Origin of the sequence: Roseivirga spongicola (assembly GCF_001592965.1) — a bacterium.
Taxonomy (GTDB): Bacteria; Bacteroidota; Bacteroidia; order Cytophagales; family Cyclobacteriaceae; genus Roseivirga; species Roseivirga spongicola.
The window spans coordinates 270,570-294,131 of record NZ_LRPC01000001.1 but is presented as its reverse complement, the minus strand read 5'-3'; the positions used below and the strand labels follow the sequence as shown (position 1 = coordinate 294,131).

Below are 23,562 nucleotides of genomic sequence, written 5' to 3'. Positions count from 1 at the left end.
ATTGTCAAGCAATTATGACACTTATATTTCATAACACTCACAAAATCAACAAGATAGATGGTTAACAATTTTTTCAATAATACCCCAAATGTTAACATAGGCTTTACATTACTAGGTATACAGCGCAAAAGCATTGGTCTATTTTTGCACAATATTTTAGGGCAGGTGTATCTGCTCATTAAGAAATGGTAGAAGTATTAAACAAAAAGTCAATGGAAAAGCCGTTGGGCTGGCTGAGAACAACCTTGTTGTTTCTCATTGCTATCTTTTTGTTTTTACTGGCCATAGACCTTGTAGGTGAGTCGGTTACAATGCTGGGCCAAGATACGGTTCGGTCCATTCTTTTGGCTACATCTAATCCATTTATTGGGTTGTTTATTGGGTTGTTGGCTACTGCATTAGTTCAAAGTAGCTCAACCGTTACGGCTATGACTGTTGCAGTTGTGGCTTCCGGTTATCTAACCTTAGGCAATGCTATTCCCGTTGTGATGGGGGCCAATGTGGGTACTACGCTCACGAGTACATTGGTTTCATTGGGTTTTATTACGAATAGAAACCAGTTTAGGAAAGCCATATCTGCTGGTACCATTCACGACTTCTTTAATATCATTACTGTACTGATTGTATTTCCGTTGGAGTACTACTACGGAACTATGAGTTATTTTTCACAAGAGCTTACAGGGCTTGTGAACGATTCTGAAGTAGCGTCTAATATCATGCATAATTCTTATGGCATAGGTATAGATAAGATCAGTACTTGGCTAGTGAGTGTGCTGCCTCAGAATTTCATTACCGTTTTTCTGTCTCTTATATTACTCTTTGTCTCTATTAAGTTTTTGTCAAACATCATCTACAAAAGGCTTATTGGTAGCTCTAAAGAGAATCTCAAGAAATACATCTTTGCGAACCCGTTTAAGTCGTTTGGTTGGGGAATAGTGATTACTGGAGGGGTGCAGTCTAGCTCAATTACAACTTCTCTCGTAGTGCCTCTGGTTGCTTCAGGTAAGGTAATGCTACATAACGTATTTCCATTTATTATGGGAGCAAACATAGGAACAACTATTACTGCCTTGTTGGCAGCTTTTAATAAATCGGAGGCCGCATTAAGCTTAGCTTTTGTTCACCTGTTATTTAACTTAGTTGGGGTTCTAGTTTTTCTTCCATTTCCAGCCATCAGAAGGTTCCCGATATTCTTGGCAGGTAAATTTGGAGAACTGACACTGGACTCAAGATTAGTAGGTTTCTCCTATATATTATTTACTTTCTTTTTAATGCCATTCGCCCTTATATACTTTAACCAAGGGTACGTTACGGAGAGAACCTATCGGTATGAGAGCTATGCAGGCTCTGAAGTAAGTCACTCTACCATTAAAGTAAGACGGGAAGTTTCTGATCATAGGCTTGACTATTTGTTATATGAGCAGTCTAGCCCGAGAGAAAATGCTCCGCCTGATACTATGTTTATGATAAGCGATAAACAACAAAGCTTTGCTGCGCTAGAGAGGGTTTACTCGTATGAAGACAAAGGGCTCAGTTTTGAAAAGAAATATCAAATATTAAGTCATAATGATACCTCAACCTATAAGTTAGATGAGGTTAAGTTAGAGCATCTGAACTACATAGAGGTTAAGATGGATGAGTCTATCGCACATTTCTGGTTCGATGCTGATCAGAAAATTATAATCAGATCTGAGCATTATGATGGCCAAGGAAGATTGTTAAAATCTTCTAAGCTACTCTCTATTCAATAATTCGCTCCCTTATTATTATCTTGCCGGAAACATTGAGGCTTGAAAATCTTTGATTTCAATAAACTTGCGGATACAGTTTCTGCTTATGTGGAAACTAAAATAGAATTGTTAAAGCTAGACTTAAAGGAGCAGCTTGTACAAGTATTGGCTAGGTTACTCACTTGGAGTGTGCTAATATTCTCTATGCTTACGGCTTTACTGTTCCTCTCTATAGCGCTTTCGGCCTTTTTGAATGAGGTTCTAGAAAGTAGCTTTTGGGGCTATGTAATTGTGGCCGGAACATATATTTTAGTTGGTATTGGCGCCTTCTTATCTAAAGAGAGTATAGAAAGGGTTCTACATTCCCAAGTAGAAAAATCTGGAATTTTACAGGAGAAAACTGATGACGAAGATGAGCAGTAAAGAAGAGTTAGAAGCAACTAGTAAAGAGTTAAAAGACTCGATCGAAGATCAGTTTGATGAAATGAAGGAAAAGGTTCAGAAGGCTGGAAAAATTGGCCTAGCTGTTGGTGGAGGACTTTTGGCGGTGTTACTCGTTTCTCAGCTTTTCTCTAGTGATGAAAAAGAGGAAGAGCAAGCTGAAGAAACTACCAAAAAGAAGAAAAAGAAAAAGAGCAAGGTGGTTCGTCAGATAGCTCGGTCAAACTTTCTAGGCAATTCACTAAAAGAGCAAGCCATACTTTTTGCTCTTGGTTTAGCGGCAAAGCAGCTCAAGACATTTATTACCGACCTGAATAACAGCAATGACAAAGAGGGTTCTGAATAAAATCCAAGAGAATACAAAAGGTGCACGAAAGAGCTTAGCGGTATTGATAGATCCGGACGATCTAGATGAGTCGGGGCTTGTGCAGTGTCTTAACCGATGTATTGAGAATAAGGTAGACTACATTTTTGTAGGGGGAAGTCATGTTACTTCTAACTTCATTCATGAAGCGGTAAGTTTCATTAAGTCTTACACTAACATTCCTTGCGTTCTTTTCCCTGGCAATGCCATACAGATTTCGGCTGAAGCAGATGCTATTTTGTTTATTTCATTAATATCTGGCAGAAACCCTGAGTTGCTTATTGGGCAGCATGTTGTGGCGGCTCCAGTTATAAAGAAGAGTAATCTTGAAGTTATTCCTACGGGGTATATGCTAGTTAATTCTGGTAGGCCAACGAGCGCCTCTTACATGAGTAACTCTCAACCATTACCCAACGATAAGCCTAATTTGGCAGCAAGTACTGCTTTGGCTGGTGAGATGCTTGGCATGCAGTTAATTTATCTAGATGCAGGGAGTGGTGCAGAGGAGCCAATTGCTCAGCGCATAATCAGGTCTGTTAAAAGCAATACATCTGTGCCCTTAATAGTAGGTGGTGGCTTAAATACTAAAGAGAAAATTAAACGTGCCTATGAGGCTGGGGCAGATGTTGTGGTTATTGGTAATGGGGTACAAAAAAACCTCGATCTAATGACCGAGGCTTCTGATATTGTTCAAGTTTTTAATGAGACCTTAAACGTTAATTAAGCTCTCTCTTCTTCTCATTTTACCTGCAGGAATACCGAACATCATCTTAAATCTCCTACAGAAATAAGCGGTGTCTTTGTACCCAACTTCTTTACCAATGTCTCGAATGCTTTTCTTGGTAGTTCTAAGTAGGTCTACGGCTGCTTCCATTCTCTGGTACTCAATGTAGTCTTGAGGGTTTATTCCGGTAAGCATTTTGAAATATTGCCCAACGTAGTCTTCAGAAACATTAGCAACTCTTGCTAATACTTTGTTAGAAAGATCTCCACCAATATTCTCTTTGATGTAGTTAAAGATATCGATGAGTCTTGGGTCTTTAAAGTAGGTGCTGTTGGTTACCAATTGCTCTACGAATAGCCTGTTGTCTAAGATGTATCTGATTATCTCAACAACTAAGTATTCAGTGTTTAGCTTGATAATTCTGTTTTTACCAGGCTTCACAGAATTGTCTTCCTCAATAATTAATCTTATGAGGTCGGCAATGAGGCTAGATCCCTTAATGGCAAATGGAGTGATGTTCAGTGAAGAGAAGAAGTTCACTGAATCGAACACCTTAGCCTCAAACATAACTTGGCTGAATCCATCTACATCATAGTCGTTTATTTCAGACTCAGAAGCATTTTGCAAGTACTTCTTTTTGTTCGAAATGAATTCGTCATTGTTAATAGCAGGGGCTGTTGATGACCCAAATGAAATGTTAAGAGATTTACCACCAGGAATAAATAGCATATCTCCTTCAGAAACCTTCTCTTGGTCTGGCCCGAAGTAGATATCGCCATTATTTACAATAATGATGGTGTTTTCAACATCATAAAAGTTGTTGATGGTAATCGATTTGGCAATTTTAATATTACGGCTTTTGATAAACCGGACACCTAAAGATTCAATAATCTTGTTGTAGTCTTCCATGGTCTCTTTAAAAAGTTACAGTCCGATACTAAGGTAACATTGAAAATTTTTTCATCTTGGAATTTTCCAAAAAAAATGACCATTGGCATGAATCAATATACCAATGGTCATAATATTTGAACAATTCTAATTATTTCAATAACTCTCTCGAGATCACGATCTTTTGTATTTCTGAAGTTCCTTCGTAAATCTGAGTAATTTTTGCATCACGCATCAAACGCTCTACATGGTACTCTTTTACATAGCCATAGCCACCATGCACTTGTACTGCCTCTACGGTAACGTCCATGGCTACTTTAGAAGCGTATAGTTTGGCCATTGCACTTTGCTTGCCAAAGTCTTTCTTCTGATCTTTTAGGTAAGCAGCTTGAAGGCAAAGAAGTCTAGCGGCATCAATTTCAGTTGCCATATCGGCCAGCTTAAATTGAATGGCTTGGTGCTGACTAATTGGCTTACCAAATGCTTTTCTTTCTTTAGAATATGCAAGAGCCAATTCATAAGCTCCAGAAGCAATTCCTAGTGCTTGAGAAGCGATTCCAATTCTTCCTCCATTTAAAGTAGACATAGCGAATTTGAAACCGAAGCCGTCTTCACCTATTCTATTTTCTTTCGGAACTTTTACATCGGTAAACATCAAAGAGTGGGTATCAGAACCTCTAATACCAAGCTTGTCTTCTTTTTTACCTACAACAAAGCCATCCATGCCTTTTTCAACAATTAGGCAATTGATTCCTTTATGTCCTTTTTCACGGTCGGTTTGAGCAATTACTAAATAAATAGACGCTGAGTTACCGTTTGTGATCCAGTTTTTAGTTCCATTCAACAAGTAGTGGTCGCCTTTGTCTTCTGCGGTAGTTTTCTGCGAAGTGGCGTCAGAACCTGCTTCTGGCTCTGAAAGACAGAATGCACCAATTTTTTCGCCTGATGCCAATGGTTTAAGGTACTTTTCCTTTTGTTCTTCAGTACCAAATTTTTCTAATCCCCAACAAACTAAGCTGTTGTTTACAGACATACAAACGCTAGCCGATGCATCTATTTTAGAAATTTCTTCCATCGCCAAAACGTAAGAAACGGTATCCATTCCGCCCCCTCCATACTTAGGGTCTACCATCATTCCCATAAAGCCGAGCTCACCCATTTTTTTGATTTGCTCTGCTGGGAATTCCTGTTTGTCATCCCTTTCAATAACACCCGGAAGAAGCTCTGTTTGAGCAAATTCCCTCGCTGCATCTCTTACAGCTATCTGTTCTTCTGTTAATTCGAAATTCATAGAAATAAAATTGCCTAACGTTTGTTAGGCAAAGTTATAATAATGTGGATAAAATTCTAATCAATCATTACCTAAGAATGCTAAAACCCAGTAGAGTAACATGGCTAGAGAGCCAAGAGCAGCTACTAAATAGGTTCTGGCAGCGGCATTTAAAGCATCTTTTGCCATGCCATGCTCTTCACCTGTGGTAATATTTCTTTCTTCTACCCAAGCTAAAGCTCTTTTGGTGGCGTCATATTCTACCGGAAGCGTTACAAAAGCAAATATGGTGAATATGGCATAAGCTGCTATAATTCCAAGGATTGCCCAAGTTTGGGGTATCAATGACAGACCGAAAGAACCAATCAATAGTGCCATAAATAGAAAGTTCATCATTCTACCCCCCGCTTGCTGTAGTGGAACCAAGGCTGATCTCATTTCTAAAGGTCCGTATGCTCTAGCGTGCTGCACTGCGTGTCCGCATTCGTGAGCGGCAACGGCTGCTGCCATTACAGAACGCCCGCTATATACTTCAGGGCTTAGGTTTACAGTCTTGTCAGTTGGGTTATAGTGATCGGTTAACCTGCCTTGCACAGAAACTACATTCACATCATAAATACCATTGTCTTTAAGCATTAGCTCTGCTATTTCTTTTCCGCTTAAACCAATCTGTAATCCAACTTTTGAATACTTATTGAATTTGCTCTTTAATGATTGCTGAACTACTAAGCTCACAATCATTATTCCTATGACTAATACTATATACATATTACTTCTCTTTTATCTTCTCAATTATGTTTGTTGTTGAAAAGCCGTCCACCAAATTAATGGTTTTCACCTCTCCACCATGCTTTAAAACGATGTCTGCCCCCACAATAGTTTCAACGGTATAGTCGCTTCCTTTTATGAGTATATCTGGCAATAAAAACTCAATCAGTTCTTTCGGGGTGTCTTCTCCAAATACGGTTACGCCATCAACAAATGAAAAGGCGGCTAACATCCTCGAACGAGCATATTCTTTGTTGATCGGTCTTTTTGGTCCTTTCAGTTTGCAAACAGACTCATCAGAATTTAGTCCTACAACTAATTTGTCTCCGGCCGCTCTAGCTTTTTCTAGATAATCTATATGTCCAAGATGGAGTATGTCGAAGCAACCATTGGTAAAAACTACTTTTTGCCCTTCTGCCTGCCAGTCTCTGATTTGCGACTTCAGGTCACTCTTCGACTTTATTTTGTTCGGAGTTTCCAATTTTACTTTGCCTTTTATGCTTAATGTTCACCAAGATTAAACTTATGGAACCAATCACCAAAACAGTAATGAATTGTGATGTGTGCATGATGGTTGCAAAAATTATTCCCTCTTGCTGATCTATGCCATAAAGTACTAAAACACCTGCTACTAGGGTATGAAATGCGCCAACACCATTAGGAATTGGGGTGGCCATGCCAAAACTGCCCATTACTAATATGGAAAGGCCTGCCAAAATGCCAAGGTTTTCTGTTAATGGAGAACCAAAGGTGATAACGTAAAGCATAAAAAAGTAAAGAACCCAAATGCCTAGAGTAGAGATCCAAAATCCGAACTGATTCTTTACATGTTTGAGGCTGGTTATGCCAGTCCAGAGCCCGCCTACAAAGTCTCTAACTTTGCCAACCAGTTTTACTCTTTTGCCTAAGCTGGTATAAAAAAGCAGGTAAAGCCCAAAAATCCCTAGTACGAATAGCAATCCTAATATCCACCAATTGTCTATAAGCTTGGTTTTGAGGCTCAATAGGCCATTGTTGAAATAACTTTCCAGCAAATTGAACTGTAGCAAAAAAGTAACTGCAGTAACTATTAGTAGTATAAACAAGTCAATGACTCTTTCAGTAACCACCGTACCTAAGGAAATTGAAACAGGGACTTTATCCGTTTTATTCAGTATTCCGCAGCGAGTCACCTCTCCCAGTCTTGGAAATATAGAGTTGGCCAAGTAGCCAATCATTACAGCGAAATAGCTGTTGGATAAATTAGCAGAGTAATCAGAGCCCTGAAGCAATAGTTTCCACCTCCAAGCTCTGAGAAAGTGGCTGAAAATTGACAGAAATATGCTCAGGCCAATCCACCAAAAATTGAATTGACTTAAAGCAGATTTAAAATCGTCTAATTGAATTTGTCTAAAAAGATACCAAAATATGGCTCCTGTTAAGATGAGTACAAAAGCGTACTTGGCAGCTTCTTTAACGTTTAGCTTCAATCTGACTATTTAATGCTGTTGTTCTGATCTGGGAAGATAATTATTGGCTGATGGTTCTTTGCTTCTTCTCTTTCCATAATGGCATAAGAAACAATGATAATAATGTCGCCAACTTGTACTTTTCTTGCTGCAGGGCCATTAAGACAAACTGTTCCACTGTCTTTTTCACCTTTAATCACATAGGTGTCGAATCGCTCACCGTTATTTACATTTACGATTTGAACCTTTTCGTTCTCAATAATATCTGCAGCCTCCATTAAGGTCTCATCGAGAGTAATGCTACCAACGTAGTGAAGCTCTGCTTGAGTAACTTTTGCCCTGTGTATTTTCGATTTGAATATTTCTAATTGCATTTCCTTTCCCCCAAAACGGGCGCAAAGTTAAGAATTTAATAGCAAGTTATCTATTAACCTTACGCTTCCAATTTCTGCAGCTATGCACATAGCTGTTTTTCTACTGTCTTTTACTTTTAATAAAGGTTTGAAGCTAGATGTGTCTATTACCTCAAAATACTCGAGCTCCAAACGCTCAGATTGGCTGAATAGTTCTTGAACTTGAGCCTTGACTTCCTTGATGTCGCTTTGAGCTAAGAGCATGTTTTGAGATATCTTTAGGGCTTTATAGAGCATGCTTGCCTCTTTTATTTCATCGGCAGAAAGCCTCATGTTACGAGAAGACATAGCTAGGCCGTTGGCCTCCCTCTGGGTTGTTACCATGTGTAACTCTACTGGAAAATTAAGCTCAGTTACTAGTTTTTTGATTACATAGAATTGTTGGAGGTCTTTCTGGCCAAAGAATGCTAGGTCGGGTTGCACTATGTGGAAGAGCTTAGATACTACTAAACCTACACCATTAAAGTGCCCAGGTCTAAATTTACCTTCAAGCTCAGTAGTTATTGGTCCTAGGTCTATCTTAATTTCTGGTTTTCTAGGATATATTTCCGAGTCGTCTGGAACAAAAGCAATGTCGCATCCAGCTTCACTTAGTTTAGCTAAGTCTGATTCTAAAGTTTTTGGGTATTTCTTTAGATCCTCAGGGTTATTGAACTGTGTAGGGTTGACAAAGATGGAAGCTACAGTGAATTGGGATTTCTTTTTTGATTCTTCAACCAAAGAGATGTGCCCCTGATGAAGCGCTCCCATTGTTGGTACTAGACCAATTTTGGTTTGGCTCCTGAGTGGTGAGAGGTGCTCTCGCAATTGATGGATTGTTTTGAAAACTTTCATGAAGTATTAACCAATATTAACTACGAAAAAGAAAAGACTCCTGAGGCTTTTTCGTTCCTTTGGAGGAAAATTGACCAAAAATCCGTAATTTTGTGCTTCTTTTTAGCAAAGAGGTTTCATTAAATTTCCATTAAATATGTCAAAATTAAGGATTCTTTACGTAGCGAGTGAGATTAACCCCTTCCTCCAAACTTCAGCAGTTGCAGATTTTGTGCGCAAATTGCCACAAGCTATGCAAGAGAGAGGTATGGAGATTAGGATTTTGGTTCCTCGCTTCGGTCTCATTAATGAGAGAAAGAACAGGTTGCACGAAGTAGTGAGGCTATCGGGAATTAACATTGCCGTAGGAGAGGAAGAAAAGCCATTAGTTATTAAAGTGGCGTCTATTCCGAATGCTAAGCTTCAGGTGTATTTCATCGACAATGAGGATTATTTCCATAGAAAGTCTGTGTTCTTCGATAAGAACGACAACTTCTACAAGGATAACGATGAGAGAGCCATTTTCTTCTGTAAGGGCGTTCTGGAAACCGTGAAGAAATTAGGCTGGGCTCCTGATATCGTTCACTGTAATGATTGGATGACAAGTCTGATTCCATTGTATTTAAAAACTACCTACAAAAACGATCCCCTATTCCAAGAAACGAAATCAGTATTCACTATCTATAATAATTCTTTTGCACATCAGTTTGATGAAGGGTTATTGGATAAAGTGAAAATGATGGACATTTCTGATAGCATGCTCGAAAACTTAAAGTCTGCAGATTTTGCTGGTTTTATTAAAACCGGTGCAGAATATGCCGATGCGGTAATTAAAGCAGAAGAAGAAGAGGTTAGCGAAAGCTTAAACCAACTTCTAGAGGAAATCGAAAAGCAGAAAACAGTTAATACAATAGAAAAGGACGATAACTTTTTAGATTCGTACTATAACTTATATAATGAACTTGTTGGCTAAGATTAAAAATTGCGGGATTCTGATGTTGGGTCTCGCAATTTTCAATTCTTGTGAGGAGAAAGGAGAATTTGGAATCGCAACTGATGATGTGGCTCCAGTAGAGTTTTCAACTGTTGATGTTCCTGTTGGGGCTTCCATGGTTTTAATGGACTCGATAATCACCTCCGATATTTCAATCGCACTATTCGGACAATTAAATAATTCACCATTTGGTAATCCTGTTTCAGCTACTGGTTATATAGGGTTAGCAGCTAATGTTCTAAATCAGCCAGATATATCTGACGATGCTGTTTTGGACTCTGTTCAGATCAATTTCAAAATTGGGTATTTGATAGACACTGCCTTAGCAAATAGGGCTTTGAGTTTAGAGCTATACCCGATAGCCGAAGAGTTTTATGATACTACTTATATTAACACAAATAGTCTTGCTATTGGAGATGAATTGTTAGCCAGTGGTCAGTTTCAGATAGATGCGTTTGACTCTGTATATGTTATGGATGTGACAGCGGATTGGGCAACTGAATTTTTTGAAGGGGTTAGAACAGATGATAGTAAGTTTATCTCTCAAGATGAGTTTGAAGCTTTCTTCCCTGGTTTTGCTATTAAGGCTAATGCCGTAATGGATAATAATATTTACGGGATCCAGACAGGTTCTACTTTTGAATTAGCCTTCTATTACAGTGAGCCTAATGCAGATAATACAGAGACCTTAAATAAGGAGTTCTCCATGAGTGCCTCAGGGATGCCGAATTTTTATAATGTGACTGTAGATAGGTCGGGTAGTTCTTTTGAGTCTGTCGTTGAGACGAGTACAGAGTATGAGACATCCTTGTTAGGTGTCCACGCTGGTGAAGGTTTAGTGCCCAAAGTAGATTTCTCTGGCTTAGAGGAGTTTAGCAATAACTTTCCTGAAGTGATCGTTAACCTTGCCGAAATAACAATTGGCCCTATAGAAGATTTTCCTGATGGAGAATACCCTCCTTTTAGTTTGTCGTTTTATATGACTGATGAAAGAAATACCCGTATTCCTGATAGGTTGACCTTTAGATCAATTCAGGAAGATGGAGCCAATCCGCTGAGTAGTTCATCACCTGTGCGGTTATTTTATGATCCGGATAAAAAGACCTATTCAGGGTCTATTACCTCGTTTGTAAAAGCCTATCAGTCAGGCGTGATTTCTAGAAATGACTTCTTCGTTTACCCTTCTCTTATGAATTCGTCCTTAAATGGGTTTACATTTAGTAGAGATAATTTGAAGCTGAAGATTTTCTATTCTGAGGTTAACTAAGCCTCTTATTTTTATTACTTTTCCACAAATAAATTAAGCATGTGCGGGATTGTAGGATATATAGGTCATAGACAGGCCTATTCTGTAGTTGTTAAAGGACTTCAAAGATTAGAATATAGGGGTTACGACAGTGCTGGTGTGGCACTTTTAGACGGAGACCTCAATGTATATAAGAAGCAGGGTAAGGTTGCCACTCTGCATGATTTTGCTAAAGATCAAGATATAGATGCTAATGTGGGAATAGGCCATACGCGTTGGGCAACCCATGGTGTTCCTAGTGATAGAAATGCTCACCCTCACGTATCTAATAGTGGTCGTTTAGTTATGATTCATAATGGAATCATTGAGAATTATGCCGCTATAAAAACAGAGCTTTCTAAGAAAGGATACACCTTCAATAGCGATACAGATTCTGAAGTGTTTATCAACTTCATTGAGGATATATTCCAAAACACTCAAGTGGATTTAGCCGAGGCGGTGCGATTGGCTCTAACTAAGGTGGTTGGAGCTTATGCGATTGTTATTTTGGACAAAGATAATCCCGACTTAGTTATTGCTGCTCGGAAAGGTAGTCCTCTAGTAGTTGGCCTTGGTAAGGATGAGTTTTTCTTAGCGTCAGATGCAACTCCAATTATAGAGTACACCAATGAAGTAGTTTATTTAGATGATCAGGAAATTGCGATCATCGAGAATAAGAAGCTTACCATTAAGAATATTGAAGATGTTGAAATGAAGCCTTATATCCAGAAAGTGGATATGGAGCTAGAAGCTATTGAGAAAGGTGGCTATGAGCACTTCATGTTGAAAGAGATATTTGAACAGCCACGTTCTATTGGAGATTGTCTTCGAGGTAGGCTCAATGCGCAAGAAGGTCATTTACACCTAGGGGGAATTCATGATTACATCAATAAAATTAAGAATGCCGATAGGATCTTAATTATTGCGTGTGGTACATCGTGGCATGCAGGATTGGTTGCAGAATATATTTTCGAAGAATTCTGTAGAATCCCTGTAGAAGTGGAGTATGCTTCAGAATTTAGATATAGAAACCCCGTAGTAGGAGAGAAAGATGTTGTAATAGCCATTTCTCAGTCAGGAGAAACAGCCGACACGCTTGCTGCCATTGAATTGGCAAAGAGTAAGGGAGCAACTATTCTTGGTGTTTGTAATGTTGTTGGAAGCTCTATTCCTAGGGCAACGCATGCAGGTAGCTATACGCATGCTGGCCCTGAAATTGGTGTAGCCAGTACAAAGGCATTCACGGCTCAAATTTCCGTGCTTACCATGATGGCATTAATGATTGCCAATAAAAAAGGCACTCTGAAAGAGAGCGTTTACAGAAACCTATTGATTGAGCTTGAAGCTGTGCCAGATAAAGTGGCTAAATGCTTAGACCTCAATGCTCAGATTGAATTAATTGCCGAGAAGTATAAGGATGCTAGCAACTGCCTGTATCTAGGGAGAGGTTATAACTTCCCTGTAGCCCTAGAAGGCGCCTTGAAGCTAAAGGAGATCTCCTATATTCATGCTGAAGGTTACCCTGCGGCTGAGATGAAGCATGGTCCTATTGCATTGATAGATGAAAACATGCCGGTAGTGTTTATTGCTACTAAGGATGGCTCTTACGAAAAGATTGTTTCAAACATTCAAGAGGTGAAAGCTCGAAAAGGTCAAGTAATAGCAGTAGTAACCGAAGGTGATACTGAAATTGCGGCTATGGCAGATCATATTATTGAAGTGCCAGCCGCTCATGAAGCGTTGATGCCATTAATTTCAGTTATTCCGTTGCAATTGTTGTCTTATCATATTGCAGTAATGAGAGGTTGTAACGTAGACCAGCCAAGAAACTTGGCTAAGTCTGTTACGGTGGAGTAATCAGTTTAATAAAAGATATTCACGTTTGAGGAGCGGGCAGATTTTGTACCGCTCTTCTTTTGTGTCTTCATATATGGCTTCAAGGGTCTCATAAACATTATCTAAGCCAATTTTTTCAGCCCATTCAAAAGGCCCAAACGGATAGTTAGTGCCTAACTTCATTCCCTGATCAATATCTTCTCTAGTGGCCGTGCCTTCTTGAACGGTATAGTATGCCTCATTAATTATCATGAAGATAATGCGGGGTGTAACCATGCCTACCCTATCTTGTACAACCTCAAAATCTGTTTCTAGTTGCTGGCACATGGTTTCAAGTGCTCCATTATTCTTTAAAGCAGAAACTTCAAGAATTTCTCTTTCTATGAATGTTGGTAGTCCGTTAAACCCGTAAAGATTACAGTTTACTTCGGGCTGATAAAAAGCCATCTCTGCCAGACTGATTTTGGGCGCATTTAAGAATACATTTAAACCTTCTTCCGATAAATAAGCTTCAATATCTTCTGGTTGGTCCGCAATATTGAAATCAAAAACCACATCAATATCTTTAAAACCATCGATCTGGCTTGAGCTCAACAGGTGTTGAAGGGAATGACTATGGGCGAATTTTATTTCGAGGGCTTTGAATTCGGCATCGTTGCCTACCACTAGAATGTTCATAAATGACTAATTTGTGACAAAACTATAGAATCTCTAAAACTTATCTAGTATGTCTAAGAAGATCATTGTAAGCGATCAGGCTCCAGCTCCAATTGGGCCATATAGCCAAGCAGTAAAAGCTGGCAACATGTTGTTTGTTTCGGGTCAAATTCCTTTCGACCAAGTGACTGGGGAAATGATCAATGAGAATATAACAGAAGAAACGCACCAAGTAATGAAGAACTTAGAGGCAATTCTTTCTGAGGCAGGAATGACTTTTAGTAATGTAGTAAAGTGTAGCATTTTCATTAAAGATATGGGGCAGTTTTCTACTATTAATGAAGCCTATGCCCAGTATTTTAAGTCTGAGCCACCGGCAAGAGAAACCGTTGAAGTGGCTCGATTGCCTAAAGATGTTAACGTAGAGATTTCGTGCATAGCGGTCGATCTTTAGCTACTGAACTAATTCTTGATTCAAGACTTTATATATTTGCGGCCTAATTACAAAAGACCATGAGTGTAAGAGTACGTTTTGCCCCGAGTCCTACAGGGGCTTTACATATTGGAGGAGTCCGAACGGCTTTGTATAACTACCTTTTTGCAAAGAAAAACAATGGAACTTTTATTCTTCGAATAGAAGATACTGATCAGAATAGATTTGTTGAAGGTGCTGAAAGCTACATTGAGGAGGCTCTCAGCTGGGCTGGAATTGTGCCTGATGAAGGAGTAAGCTTTGGGGGTGAATTTGGACCTTATCGACAGTCAGAAAGAAAGGATATTTATAAGAAATATGCTCAGCAGCTTTTGGATGAAGGAAAGGCGTATTATGCCTTCGATACTCCTGAAGAGTTAGACGCCATGCGCGATAGACTGAAGGAGGCAAGAGTAGCTAACCCTCAGTACAATGCTGTTACGCGCATGCAGATGAGTAATTCCTTGACACTTTCTCCTGAAGAAACTCAAGCAAAACTTGATGCTGGTGAGCCATACGTGATTAGAATTAAGTTGCCTCGTAATGAAGATGTCAGATTCAAAGATGTAGTTCGTGGTTGGGTTGTAGTAAACACTGCAACCTTAGACGATAAGATTCTGATGAAATCTGACGGCATGCCAACCTATCACATGGCTAATATTGTTGATGATCACTTAATGGAGATCACTCATGTAATACGAGGTGAAGAGTGGTTGCCTTCAGCTCCGTTGCATATAATGCTCTATCAATTCCTAGGTTGGGAAGCTCCTGAGTTTGCTCATTTGCCATTGCTTTTGAAACCAGATGGTAACGGAAAACTGAGTAAGAGAGCCGCAGATCAATTGGGATTCCCTATTTTTCCGTTGAACTGGACTGACCCTCAATCTGGAGAGCTGTCTGTTGGTTTTAGAGAAACAGGCTATCTTCCCGATGCTTTCATTAACTTTTTGGCTTTACTTGGGTGGAACCCTGGAGGAGAAAAAGAATTATTCTCTATTGACGACCTCATCGATGCTTTCAGCTTAGAGAAGATTAATAAGGCAGGTGCAAAATTTGATATTGAAAAGGCCAAGTGGTTTAACCAGCAATATTTAAAGTTCATGTCAGATGATGATTTGACAGACCAATTTATAGCTTTACTAGACTTTGAAATAGATAGGGATAGGGCTCAGCGTATAGCTCTTTCTTTGAAAGAGAGAGTCACTTTTGTTCAAGAAATGCCAGCGGCTGGAAACTTCTATTTTGAGCAACCAAATGAATACGATAGCAAAATTGCTCGTAAGAAGTGGAACGAAGAGGCAGCAAGTAAGTTGATGGAATTTGCAACAGAACTTAGACAACAGAGTTCTTACAACAAGGATTCTGCTAAGCAACTACTGGTAGAGGTTCTAGAGAGAGATCAATTGCCGTTAGGAAAGGTTATGCCTGCCTTGAGATTGGCTTTGACGGGCCAAGGCGGAGGTCCTGACTTAATGGATATTGTTGAAATTCTTGGGGCAGAAGAGGTTTACAACCGAATTGATAAGGCCTCAGAAACTTTGAAATCATAATTTATGGCTAAGAAAAAAACTGATGAGAAGCCAAAGGTGGCTAAAGAACTAGATGGTCTGGAGTTGAATATAGACTCCTTTGGTGAGATCCAAAAGTCATTGCCTATCGACAAAATCAATGAGTTTCTGAATAAGAAAGTTGATGATAAGAAGCTTAGAGACAGAGACGATTTAGATGAAATAAAAGGAACTGATGAAGAGGAGTGATTTTTACTCCTTTTCGTTCATCTCCAAAACAACCTTCCATATTGTGCCTAAAAGCATTAGCGCCAATCCGATGATGTAACAGCCAGTTCTCTGGTTCACGGTAATGAAATCTGTGAATCGACTCAAGATTCCGATAAGCACTAAAGTAAGACCGAGCATAGCCGCCCATGTGGCAATTTTAATTTTCATGCTGAGCGCTTAAGTTTAATAGGTGGAAATAGTGCAGGAACATTCTTTTTGTACTCCAAATAAGCTTCTCCGTACATTTTTATAAGTTTTTGCTCTTCCCATCTTATGCCGAATGGAAGATAAATGCAGAGCGCTAAAAGTATGACAAGGCTTGAGAGTTGAGGGTTGAAAAGCACATAACCAATGACCAGCAATAAGGTACCTGTATAAAGCGGATGCCTTACGTAAGCTTGAATTCCTTCTGTTTTTAAGTCTTCATTCAGGTTCTTCTTGAAACCTAGAAAGGCACTTAAGCTGTAATTTCTGAATGCTCTTTTTATAATGAACAATCCCGCTGCAGCAAACATTAGCCCTGTGTAGGTTGAAAATGGTGATGGAGCGAAAAGCAAAACGTTATAGATCAAAGCTCCTAAAAGCATTAGGCCCAGAAAGAAAATGAAACTGATGAGGTTATAGAGAATTCTGTAAGCACGTGGTCCAATCGGTAAAGCGTTTTTAGCCTTTTCAGTCGCCAAGGCACTATGAATGCCATAAAATAAAAGCCAACCCAGAAACAAGATCAGATGATCTAACCACATGCCGCAATGATAAGGATTATTTACCAACCATCATTCGATGTTTTCATAGGAATATCATTATAAACTGAAGTCAATGATGAGGCATAGCTTACTACTAGCGCGGACTATTTCCCCCTTTTTCGAAAAGGGGGCTTGGGGGATTAGGTCTTTCAATTATCATAACTGATATAATCTGTTGCCTGATGGATTTCTGTAATTATCACAAGACTGATGAAAAAGTTGAAACCGATGCTGGCAGTAGGTCAAGTCTTCCCCCATGGGAAATCTAAAAGTATCGGGATAGATGGAAGCTCAAAAATGATCTGGACAAGGAATTCTATAATTTCAAGGTTTTATATTCGCTTCCCCGACTAACTTTTTAACTTCCCCATTCAATGAACCGAATAGACCGCCTAACCGCCATGCTTATTCAGCTGCAGACCAAGAAGCTGATTACCGCTCAGGAAATTGCCGACCGATTTGAGATCAGCTTGCGGACAGTCTATCGCGATGTGCGAGCTTTGGAAGAAGCTGGTGTACCCATTGGTGCAGAAGCTGGCAAAGGCTACTTCATCATGGATGGCTATCATTTGCCTCCGGTAATGTTTAGCGAAGAAGAAGCCAATGCACTGGTTTTAGGTGCTAAGCTGATTGAAGGTCAGACGGATGCCTCTATCAAAGAGCATTTTTCTGAGGCTATGTTTAAGATTAAGTCAGTTCTGAAGACAGCCCAAAAAGAGGGGCTTGAAAAACTAGAAGAGCAGATTAAGGTGAGTCATCCTCCAATACCTGTAGATGATGAGTTTCCGAACAACTTTATGGCCACCATTCAGAAGGCCTTGATAGAGCAGAAGGTGTTGCGGTTCAAATATTATTCTAATTACAATGGCAATATGACCGAGCGACAAGTAGAACCTATGGGCTTGGTATATTATGGTAATAGCTGGCATTTATTGGCTTACTGTCTTTTGCGACAAGAGCCACGAGATTTCCGAGTAGACAGACTTGTGAAGCTGGAAATTAGGGATGAGCAATTTGAGCCTAGAGAACCCTACGAAGAATTTATCAAGCGCCTGACTTATGGAGGTGAATTAGAAGAAGTGATTGTTCAGATTAAAGGAGAGGCGGCTCGATACATCGTAAACCAGAAGTACTACCAAGGTTTTGTTAGCGAAGAGAAAAAGGGAGATGCCTTGATAATGAAATTTCTGACCCCTCATTTGGGCTACTTTTCACGCTGGCTGGCCATGCTAGGGGACTCAGTAAAAATCGTCTCACCAGACAAGCTCTTTACCATTATGCAGAAGAGAGCTGAAGAGTTGAGGAGGAATTATGAGTGATCACTGCTCTGCGCACTTTGCGTTATCTGCGGTTAAATATGAAACCGCTAAGTTCGCTGAGAGCGCAAAGAGAGAATCATCACGTGCCTATATTTTCATTTTGATCTTGCTAAAAATTCGTTCTCCCAAAACCTACTGACATAGGGTTGTCACTAGTGGCTGTTTACTTGCTCATAAATTCAACAGCTATGATTATAACCTTTCAGAAACTCGATCTACAAAAAGCCTATCCAGAATATTATACCGCAGCAGAAAGACCCAAAGTCGTCAATCTAGAACCTTATTACTACCTCACTATTTCAGGCAAATGTGCTCCTGAGAATCCCATTTTTGAAGATGCTATCGGTCGCCTGTATGCCTTGGCTTATAAAATTAAGTTCACTAGCAAAGCCAATGAAATGGACTTTGTTGTGCCCAAACTAGAAGCCTTTTGGTGGGTAGAAGGAGAAACTCCATTTGAGAAAAGCCCGAGAGAAGAATGGTGCTGGCAACTCATGATCCGCATGCCCGATTTTATTGGGAGACAGGAAGTAGCAACGGCCATTCTAGAGTTGAAAGCCAAGAACAAGCTGCCCGATAACCACGGATTGAATTTCGAGGAAATTCATGAGGGCTTAAGCGTCCAGTTGCTGCATATTGGTTCTTACGAAGAAGAATGGCCAAGTATCCAGAAAATGCTTCAGTTTGCCCAAAGAGAAGGTTTTGAGGTAGTTGGTAAGCATCATGAAATCTATCTCAACGACCCAATGAGAACGGAAAAGAGTAAATTGAAGACTATACTAAGATATTCAATCAGATGAGGAAACTAGTTGCTTACATTGCCATTAGCCTTGATGGTAAAATTGCCGATGCTGAAGGTGGAGTGGGTTGGTTGGACACCATCAACCACCCTAAAGATGAAGATTATGGTTATTCAGCCTTTATTGAAACCATTGATACTACAGTGATGGGGAATGCCACTTATCAGCAGGTGTTGGGTTTCGATATGCCTTTCCCATACAAGGAACAGAAGAACTATGTTTTAACCAGAAATCGAAACTTGAAGGAAGATGAGTATGCCACTTTTATTACTTCAGATCATGCTAAACGGTTGAAGGAAATCAAACAAGAGCAAGGGAAAGATATTTGGTTGATTGGTGGTGGAGAAGTAAACACGCTCTGTCTTAAAGCCAGCCTTCTCGATGAAATGATTGTTCATTTCATGCCCTTTATTGTAGGCAAAGGCATTCCCATTTTCTCAGATGCTCAGCTGATGCAGAACCTTGAGCTTACCAGCTCAAAAGTCTATAGCTCTGGTGTAATGGAGCTGAGGTATAAGGTTAACTACCGGTAACCGTCATTGCCAGGAGCAAACTTCGCGATAGCGGAAGGTTGTGACGAAGCAATCTCCCAAAGGTTGTTGTTGCCCTACGACAAGGAGATTGCTTCGTCATAAAACCTGTGTCCCGCCCCGAAGTATCGGGGTCTCGGGACACAGGTTTCATTCCTCGCAATTGCGTTATGCATCATATAACCTCTCGAACCTGATTTTTGATTTTCGAGCCTATGGGTTAATTTATGAGCGAAAATAGTTTATGAATAACCTCAAGAAGATCACCAGTCAGTTCTCACGACTGAGAAAAGAAGCAGTTCAAATTTTAAACGACAACACCTGGGAAGGCCGATATTCCGTCCCTAGTATCAATTTGTATCCTTATCAATGGAACTGGGATTCAGGTTTTGTGGCTTTGGGGTTTGCTCATTTCGACTTAAAAAGAGCCTTTTTAGAATTTGAGTCCCTCTTTGAAGGTCAGTGGGAAAACGGAATGCTGCCACATATTGTCTTCCATTCCAAAAAAAGAGAAGGATATTTCCCCGGTCCGAAATATTGGGAGTCTAGTACTATTGAAAGAGCTAACAAGAAGGTGGAGACTTCGGGAATTACCCAGCCTCCGGTGCACGCTTTTATGCTGGAGCGCATCTATCAGATGAACCCGAATAATCAGGAGGTGAAGGATTTCATTAAGTCCTTTTTCCCAAAGTTGATGAAACTCCATAAATACTATTACGAACATAGAGATCCTGAAAATGAAGGACTGATCTACATTTATCACCCTTGGGCTTCTGGCAGGGATAATTCTCCGTTGTGGGATGATCTGGTAAAGACTATTCCAATCACCAAAGATGATATTCCTCCTTACAAACGATATGACAACCTGAAGGCAGACCCTTCGGAACGTCCATCAGATCGTGATTATGATATTTATGTTTACCTGATGGAGCTTGGTAAAAAGCACAAATACAAGGGAATAGAAATTGCCAAAGAGTCGCCATTTGTGGTTCAGGATACACTCTATAACGCAGTACTTATCAAGTCGAATGAGGCACTAATTAACCTCGGAAGGGAGTTTGGCTTCGATGTTACGGAGATTGAAGCGTTCAATGCATTGAGTAAGAAATCATTCGATGAGAAACTCTGGTTGGATGAACTCGGGATGTATGCTCCTTATGACCTTCGAAATAAAAAGCATATTAAAATGAAGGAAATAGGGAGTTTTGTTTCCCTATATGCCGGAATTCCTAATCAGGAAAGAGCCGATCAGCTGATTGACTACATCGATTTTCTGGGGGAGAGAGAAGATGGTTATAGAATTATGCCAAGCTTCGATCCCGATCATTGGATTTTCAACCCTAAAAAGTACTGGAAAGGTCCGATTTGGCCACAGATGAATTGGTTGTTGTATCAGGGCTGTAAGAATTACGGTCATCATGGAACGGCCAATATCTTGAAATGGGATTTCTTAGAATTAGTTAATAATTTAGGTTTTCACGAATATTTTGACCCGCGTAGGGCTGTGGCAGATACACTAGAGAAGGGGTATGGTGGCGATAGGTTCTCTTGGACAGCCGCGGTGGTTTTAGACCTAATGGCTGACTAATGAATGTACTCGACTATGCGATTGTAATTCTTTACATTGGCGGATTTCTTTATCTGGGATACCGCTTCAAAAATCAAGCAGACAAAAACGATTATTACTTAGGAGGAAGAAGCTTTGGCTGGTTTCCACTAGCTATGAGCACGGCCGCCACACAGCTTTCCGCTGTGAGTTTTATTTCGGCCCCTGCCTTTGTTGGACTGAAGGAAGGTGGCGGAATGATTTGGCTCACTTACGAGTTTGCTGTTCCGTTAGCCATGATTTTTCTGATGGTAGTCTTAGTGCCCACCTTCTACAAGTCGGGCATTGTTAGTGTTTACGAGTTTCTGGAAAAGCGTTTTGGACCGAGTACCAGAGTCCTGCTCAGCATAGTCTTTCAAATTAGCCGAGCCTTCGGGACAGGTGTGATGATTTACACCGTGGCCATTATTCTTGAAAGTGTCATGGAAATTCCCATGTGGCAAAGTATCGTGCTGATAGGAATTGTAACCATGATTTACTCTTATCAAGGTGGAATGAAGGCCGTGGTTTATGGGGATATGATTCAAATGATCATTCTATTTATAGGAATCATTATCTGTTTCAGTTTTGGTTTGAAGGAATTAGGGGGCTGGGGTGAATTCCTAGATAAAGTAGATTCTGAAAGAATTACAGCCGTAGATTTTTCTTCGCTAGGCTTTAATGGAGATGAGTTTGGTTTTTGGCCAATGCTCATTGGAGGGTTCTTTCTGTATGTGTCTTATTATGGTACAGATCAAAGTCAGGTACAGCGATTGCTTTCTGCGAGTAGCATGAAAACCATGCGGCAGACATTGCTTTGTAATGGGTTGATGCGCTTTCCAATCACCTTTGCCTATTGTATTATGGGGCTAGTGCTGGGCACTCTCGCCTTATCGCGAACTGATTTCATCAGCCAGATTCCGGCAGACCAGCCCGACAGAATGATCCCTATTTTCATTCGTGATTTTCTCCCAAATGGAGTTGTAGGTCTGTTGATTGTAGCTATTTTCTCAGCAGCGATGTCAAGCCTTAGTTCAGCTATTAATTCACTTTCGGCAGCCTCTGTTGAAGACCTTTTTGCACGAGGAAAGAAAGTGGAGGAAAAAGCTTACATGAGACTTTCGCATTTAACTGCGCTGTTTTGGGGAGTGGTTTGTGTGGTCATAGCGTTCTTTGTAGGAGACATTGCCGATACGGTGATAGAAGCCATAAACAAAGTGGGCTCTGTATCATTCGGGCCAATTCTGGCCACTTTTGTAATGGCCATTTTGATGAAAAGGATCAGCACTAAAGGAGCGAATATCGGCCTCTTGGTTGGTGTGGGTGTGAATGTTTACCTATGGCTCTTTGTACCGGAAATATTCTGGTTCTGGTGGAATGCCATTGGAGCAGTAGTCACTTTTGTAATAGCTTATTTGGTTAGCATGGTTGCTCCAGTAGTGAGCGGTCATCCTATGGTCAAGGTGGAACCTATTCGTTTCAATCAAAAACCAGTTTATTATCTGGTGGCCTTTTTCGTCTTGATTGTAGTTGTTTCGGTAATTTTGCCAAGCTTATTCTGATGCGCATCCTAATCTCCCCCGACAAATTTAAAAATTCGCTTACCGCCTATGAGGTTTGTGATGCTATAGAAAGAGGGATAAAAAAGGTTAAGCCAAAGGCTGAAGTCATAAAACTCCCTTTGGCAGATGGTGGTGAAGGCACTTTGGATATTCTTGAGCAGCAGTTAGGAGCGATTAGAGTAGAGAAGGAAGTTTCTAATCCTCTTTTCAAGCCGGTTAATGCTTATTACTTGCTGAAAGAGGAGAAGGCCTATATAGAAATGGCCAAAGCTTCGGGGCTACCCTTGTTGAGTGCTGTTGAGAAGTCAGCTACAAAGACTTCAACTTATGGTACGGGTGAGTTGATTCTTGATGCCATAGATCGGGGAGCCAATGATATTTATGTGATGATAGGGGGCAGCGCCACTAATGATGGTGGTTGCGGTATGGCTGAAGCTTTAGGAGCTAAATTTTACTCCAAGTCAGGTACAGAATTGAGTGCAATTAGGGGAGGAGATTTGTCTAAAGTTCACTCCATTGATCTCTCTCTTTTAGAGAGGTTTTCGGAAGTCAAATTCACTGTTCTTTCAGATGTTCAAAACCCATTGACAGGAAAAAATGGAGCTTCTCACGTTTTTGGAAGTCAAAAGGGAGCTACACAAGCTGATATCGAGTTTCTTGATGACGGACTAAAAAACTTGGCAAAAATTCTTGATAACGGTAATGAAGATAAGCCTGGAGCCGGTTCTGCTGGAGGTCTAGGGTATGGCTTAATGAGTTTTTTAAATGCTGAGCTTAAGTCTGGTATTGGGCAAGTTTTTGAATTTTTGGAGTATGACCGAAAACTTCTAAATGTAGATTTGATCATTACTGGAGAAGGTAAATTGGATGGTCAAACACTTGGAGGAAAGGTAATTTTCGGAGTGGCTAACAAGGCAAAAGAAAATAAAATACCAATTGGTATAATATGCGGAATAGCCGAAGAAATTGATAAGGTCAAAGCCAATTTAGATATACAGCTGGTCTATCAAGTCTTCGAGAAAGCCAAGGGTTTTCGTGACTCAATGCAGCATGCGAGTATTTATGTAGAGGAGCTTGCAAAAGAACTTATACAAAGCTTGAATAAGTAGTTGGTAGACATGGACAGAATCCTAATTTTG

At 40.1% G+C, this 23,562-nt stretch carries 26 protein-coding genes; 16 read left to right on the top strand and 10 right to left on the bottom strand.

Annotation, left to right across the window (positions count from 1 at the left end; translation table 11 throughout):
* Window positions 1–212 precede the first annotated feature (212 nt).
* The 4 genes from AWW68_RS01315 to AWW68_RS01300 are packed head-to-tail and all read left to right on the top strand — an operon-like array spanning window position 213 to window position 3,259.
* A complete protein-coding gene (locus AWW68_RS01315) occupies window positions 213–1,751 on the top strand; it encodes a Na/Pi symporter (protein WP_089082268.1) in 1,539 nt (512 codons plus the stop codon).
* 39 nt (window positions 1,752–1,790) lie between these two features.
* Window positions 1,791–2,153 (top strand): phage holin family protein, encoded by a 363-nt coding sequence (locus AWW68_RS01310; protein ID WP_068215767.1) that lies wholly within the window; start codon window positions 1,791–1,793, stop codon window positions 2,151–2,153.
* Window positions 2,143–2,517: a hypothetical protein gene (locus tag AWW68_RS01305; protein ID WP_068215765.1), complete on the top strand. Its 375-nt coding sequence runs from the start codon at window positions 2,143–2,145 to the stop codon at window positions 2,515–2,517. Before AWW68_RS01310 ends, AWW68_RS01305 begins: the two co-directional genes overlap by 11 nt.
* A complete protein-coding gene (locus tag AWW68_RS01300; RefSeq protein ID WP_068215764.1) occupies window positions 2,495–3,259 on the top strand; it encodes a phosphoglycerol geranylgeranyltransferase in 765 nt (254 codons plus the stop codon). Before AWW68_RS01305 ends, AWW68_RS01300 begins: the two co-directional genes overlap by 23 nt.
* On the opposite strand, the gene AWW68_RS01295 is transcribed toward AWW68_RS01300, so the two are convergent.
* From AWW68_RS01295 to panC, 7 genes are all read right to left on the bottom strand, one after another.
* The gene (locus tag AWW68_RS01295; protein ID WP_068215761.1) at window positions 3,245–4,168 is read right to left on the bottom strand and encodes a helix-turn-helix domain-containing protein; all 924 of its coding nucleotides are present in this window, start codon (window positions 4,166–4,168) and stop codon (window positions 3,245–3,247) included. The two genes, AWW68_RS01300 and AWW68_RS01295, sit on opposite strands and share 15 nt — an antisense overlap.
* A 130-nt stretch (window positions 4,169–4,298) precedes the next feature.
* The gene (locus AWW68_RS01290) at window positions 4,299–5,438 is read right to left on the bottom strand and encodes an acyl-CoA dehydrogenase (protein ID WP_068215760.1); all 1,140 of its coding nucleotides are present in this window, start codon (window positions 5,436–5,438) and stop codon (window positions 4,299–4,301) included.
* Between the two features lie 60 nt (window positions 5,439–5,498).
* The gene (locus AWW68_RS01285) at window positions 5,499–6,185 is read right to left on the bottom strand and encodes a zinc metallopeptidase (RefSeq protein WP_068215758.1); all 687 of its coding nucleotides are present in this window, start codon (window positions 6,183–6,185) and stop codon (window positions 5,499–5,501) included.
* 1 nt (window position 6,186) lies between these two features.
* A complete protein-coding gene (rfaE2, locus tag AWW68_RS01280; protein WP_068215756.1) occupies window positions 6,187–6,666 on the bottom strand; it encodes a D-glycero-beta-D-manno-heptose 1-phosphate adenylyltransferase in 480 nt (159 codons plus the stop codon).
* Window positions 6,632–7,654, bottom strand: a complete 1,023-nt coding sequence (locus tag AWW68_RS01275; protein ID WP_068215754.1) for a lysylphosphatidylglycerol synthase transmembrane domain-containing protein — start codon at window positions 7,652–7,654, stop codon at window positions 6,632–6,634. Before AWW68_RS01275 ends, rfaE2 begins: the two co-directional genes overlap by 35 nt.
* A 5-nt stretch (window positions 7,655–7,659) precedes the next feature.
* On the bottom strand, window positions 7,660–8,007 hold the full coding sequence (gene panD, locus AWW68_RS01270; RefSeq protein ID WP_068215749.1) for an aspartate 1-decarboxylase: 348 nt from the start codon (window positions 8,005–8,007) through the stop codon (window positions 7,660–7,662).
* Between the two features lie 27 nt (window positions 8,008–8,034).
* The gene (gene panC, locus AWW68_RS01265) at window positions 8,035–8,880 is read right to left on the bottom strand and encodes a pantoate--beta-alanine ligase (protein WP_068215748.1); all 846 of its coding nucleotides are present in this window, start codon (window positions 8,878–8,880) and stop codon (window positions 8,035–8,037) included.
* A gap of 136 nt (window positions 8,881–9,016) precedes the next feature.
* Here panC and AWW68_RS01260 point away from each other — a divergent pair, with 136 nt between their 5' ends.
* The 3 genes from AWW68_RS01260 to glmS are packed head-to-tail and all read left to right on the top strand — an operon-like array spanning window position 9,017 to window position 12,995.
* Window positions 9,017–9,832 carry a glycogen/starch synthase gene (locus tag AWW68_RS01260; RefSeq protein ID WP_068215747.1) on the top strand — a complete coding sequence of 272 codons (816 nt, stop codon included), beginning with the start codon at window positions 9,017–9,019 and terminating at the stop codon, window positions 9,830–9,832.
* 22 nt (window positions 9,833–9,854) lie between these two features.
* Window positions 9,855–11,120 (top strand): DUF4270 family protein, encoded by a 1,266-nt coding sequence (locus AWW68_RS01255; protein ID WP_185101170.1) that lies wholly within the window; start codon window positions 9,855–9,857, stop codon window positions 11,118–11,120.
* 39 nt (window positions 11,121–11,159) lie between these two features.
* Window positions 11,160–12,995 (top strand): glutamine--fructose-6-phosphate transaminase (isomerizing), encoded by a 1,836-nt coding sequence (gene glmS, locus AWW68_RS01250; protein ID WP_068215745.1) that lies wholly within the window; start codon window positions 11,160–11,162, stop codon window positions 12,993–12,995.
* On the opposite strand, the gene AWW68_RS01245 is transcribed toward glmS, so the two are convergent.
* The gene (locus AWW68_RS01245) at window positions 12,996–13,652 is read right to left on the bottom strand and encodes a 3-hydroxyacyl-CoA dehydrogenase family protein (protein ID WP_068215744.1); all 657 of its coding nucleotides are present in this window, start codon (window positions 13,650–13,652) and stop codon (window positions 12,996–12,998) included.
* A gap of 49 nt (window positions 13,653–13,701) precedes the next feature.
* Here AWW68_RS01245 and AWW68_RS01240 point away from each other — a divergent pair, with 49 nt between their 5' ends.
* The 3 genes from AWW68_RS01240 to AWW68_RS01230 are packed head-to-tail and all read left to right on the top strand — an operon-like array spanning window position 13,702 to window position 15,860.
* On the top strand, window positions 13,702–14,085 hold the full coding sequence (locus AWW68_RS01240) for a RidA family protein (RefSeq protein ID WP_068215743.1): 384 nt from the start codon (window positions 13,702–13,704) through the stop codon (window positions 14,083–14,085).
* 59 nt (window positions 14,086–14,144) lie between these two features.
* Window positions 14,145–15,653 carry a glutamate--tRNA ligase gene (gene gltX / locus AWW68_RS01235; protein WP_068215742.1) on the top strand — a complete coding sequence of 503 codons (1,509 nt, stop codon included), beginning with the start codon at window positions 14,145–14,147 and terminating at the stop codon, window positions 15,651–15,653.
* Window positions 15,654–15,656: 3 nt separating this feature from the next.
* A complete protein-coding gene (locus tag AWW68_RS01230; RefSeq protein ID WP_068215741.1) occupies window positions 15,657–15,860 on the top strand; it encodes a hypothetical protein in 204 nt (67 codons plus the stop codon).
* Window positions 15,861–15,863: 3 nt separating this feature from the next.
* Here AWW68_RS01230 and AWW68_RS01225 read toward each other — a convergent pair whose 3' ends face one another.
* Both AWW68_RS01225 and AWW68_RS01220 read right to left on the bottom strand, forming a co-directional pair.
* Window positions 15,864–16,049, bottom strand: coding sequence for a hypothetical protein (locus AWW68_RS01225; protein ID WP_068215739.1), 186 nt, complete (start codon window positions 16,047–16,049; stop codon window positions 15,864–15,866).
* On the bottom strand, window positions 16,046–16,627 hold the full coding sequence (locus AWW68_RS01220; RefSeq protein ID WP_068215737.1) for a methyltransferase family protein: 582 nt from the start codon (window positions 16,625–16,627) through the stop codon (window positions 16,046–16,048). Before AWW68_RS01220 ends, AWW68_RS01225 begins: the two co-directional genes overlap by 4 nt.
* Window positions 16,628–17,001: 374 nt before the next feature.
* On the opposite strand from AWW68_RS01220, the gene AWW68_RS01215 reads away from it, so the two are divergent.
* The 6 genes from AWW68_RS01215 to AWW68_RS01190 all read left to right on the top strand — a co-directional run bounded on the left by AWW68_RS01215 (window position 17,002) and on the right by AWW68_RS01190 (window position 23,532).
* A complete protein-coding gene (locus tag AWW68_RS01215) occupies window positions 17,002–17,946 on the top strand; it encodes a helix-turn-helix transcriptional regulator (protein WP_068215735.1) in 945 nt (314 codons plus the stop codon).
* 188 nt (window positions 17,947–18,134) lie between these two features.
* Entirely contained in the window at window positions 18,135–18,746 is a 612-nt protein-coding gene (locus AWW68_RS01210; RefSeq protein ID WP_068215733.1) for a GyrI-like domain-containing protein, read from the top strand.
* The gene (locus tag AWW68_RS01205) at window positions 18,743–19,279 is read left to right on the top strand and encodes a dihydrofolate reductase family protein (protein ID WP_068215730.1); all 537 of its coding nucleotides are present in this window, start codon (window positions 18,743–18,745) and stop codon (window positions 19,277–19,279) included. The genes AWW68_RS01210 and AWW68_RS01205 overlap by 4 nt, the downstream gene beginning before the upstream one ends.
* 241 nt (window positions 19,280–19,520) lie before the next feature.
* A complete protein-coding gene (locus tag AWW68_RS01200) occupies window positions 19,521–20,864 on the top strand; it encodes an MGH1-like glycoside hydrolase domain-containing protein (protein ID WP_068215729.1) in 1,344 nt (447 codons plus the stop codon).
* Entirely contained in the window at window positions 20,864–22,423 is a 1,560-nt protein-coding gene (locus AWW68_RS01195) for a sodium:solute symporter (RefSeq protein WP_068215728.1), read from the top strand. The genes AWW68_RS01200 and AWW68_RS01195 overlap by 1 nt, the downstream gene beginning before the upstream one ends.
* The gene (locus AWW68_RS01190) at window positions 22,423–23,532 is read left to right on the top strand and encodes a glycerate kinase (RefSeq protein WP_068215726.1); all 1,110 of its coding nucleotides are present in this window, start codon (window positions 22,423–22,425) and stop codon (window positions 23,530–23,532) included. Before AWW68_RS01195 ends, AWW68_RS01190 begins: the two co-directional genes overlap by 1 nt.
* Window positions 23,533–23,562: the final 30 nt, after the last annotated feature.

Coding starts and splice junctions, on each gene's coding strand:
- AWW68_RS01295 (WP_068215761.1), bottom strand. CDS start 4,168: ATGGAAGACTACAACAAGATTATTGAATCTTTAGGTGTCCGGTTTATC.
- glmS (WP_068215745.1), top strand. CDS start 11,160: ATGTGCGGGATTGTAGGATATATAGGTCATAGACAGGCCTATTCTGTA.
- AWW68_RS01230 (WP_068215741.1), top strand. CDS start 15,657: ATGGCTAAGAAAAAAACTGATGAGAAGCCAAAGGTGGCTAAAGAACTA.
- AWW68_RS01215 (WP_068215735.1), top strand. CDS start 17,002: ATGAACCGAATAGACCGCCTAACCGCCATGCTTATTCAGCTGCAGACC.
- AWW68_RS01190 (WP_068215726.1), top strand. CDS start 22,423: ATGCGCATCCTAATCTCCCCCGACAAATTTAAAAATTCGCTTACCGCC.
- AWW68_RS01195 (WP_068215728.1), top strand. CDS start 20,864: ATGAATGTACTCGACTATGCGATTGTAATTCTTTACATTGGCGGATTT.
- AWW68_RS01285 (WP_068215758.1), bottom strand. CDS start 6,185: ATGTATATAGTATTAGTCATAGGAATAATGATTGTGAGCTTAGTAGTT.
- AWW68_RS01210 (WP_068215733.1), top strand. CDS start 18,135: ATGATTATAACCTTTCAGAAACTCGATCTACAAAAAGCCTATCCAGAA.
- gltX (WP_068215742.1), top strand. CDS start 14,145: ATGAGTGTAAGAGTACGTTTTGCCCCGAGTCCTACAGGGGCTTTACAT.
- AWW68_RS01290 (WP_068215760.1), bottom strand. CDS start 5,438: ATGAATTTCGAATTAACAGAAGAACAGATAGCTGTAAGAGATGCAGCG.
- AWW68_RS01315 (WP_089082268.1), top strand. CDS start 213: ATGGAAAAGCCGTTGGGCTGGCTGAGAACAACCTTGTTGTTTCTCATT.
- AWW68_RS01225 (WP_068215739.1), bottom strand. CDS start 16,049: ATGAAAATTAAAATTGCCACATGGGCGGCTATGCTCGGTCTTACTTTA.
- panC (WP_068215748.1), bottom strand. CDS start 8,880: ATGAAAGTTTTCAAAACAATCCATCAATTGCGAGAGCACCTCTCACCA.
- AWW68_RS01260 (WP_068215747.1), top strand. CDS start 9,017: ATGTCAAAATTAAGGATTCTTTACGTAGCGAGTGAGATTAACCCCTTC.
- AWW68_RS01220 (WP_068215737.1), bottom strand. CDS start 16,627: ATGTGGTTAGATCATCTGATCTTGTTTCTGGGTTGGCTTTTATTTTAT.
- AWW68_RS01205 (WP_068215730.1), top strand. CDS start 18,743: ATGAGGAAACTAGTTGCTTACATTGCCATTAGCCTTGATGGTAAAATT.
- AWW68_RS01305 (WP_068215765.1), top strand. CDS start 2,143: ATGAGCAGTAAAGAAGAGTTAGAAGCAACTAGTAAAGAGTTAAAAGAC.
- AWW68_RS01255 (WP_185101170.1), top strand. CDS start 9,855: ATGTTGGGTCTCGCAATTTTCAATTCTTGTGAGGAGAAAGGAGAATTT.
- AWW68_RS01200 (WP_068215729.1), top strand. CDS start 19,521: ATGAATAACCTCAAGAAGATCACCAGTCAGTTCTCACGACTGAGAAAA.
- AWW68_RS01240 (WP_068215743.1), top strand. CDS start 13,702: ATGTCTAAGAAGATCATTGTAAGCGATCAGGCTCCAGCTCCAATTGGG.
- panD (WP_068215749.1), bottom strand. CDS start 8,007: ATGCAATTAGAAATATTCAAATCGAAAATACACAGGGCAAAAGTTACT.
- AWW68_RS01245 (WP_068215744.1), bottom strand. CDS start 13,652: ATGAACATTCTAGTGGTAGGCAACGATGCCGAATTCAAAGCCCTCGAA.
- AWW68_RS01300 (WP_068215764.1), top strand. CDS start 2,495: ATGACAAAGAGGGTTCTGAATAAAATCCAAGAGAATACAAAAGGTGCA.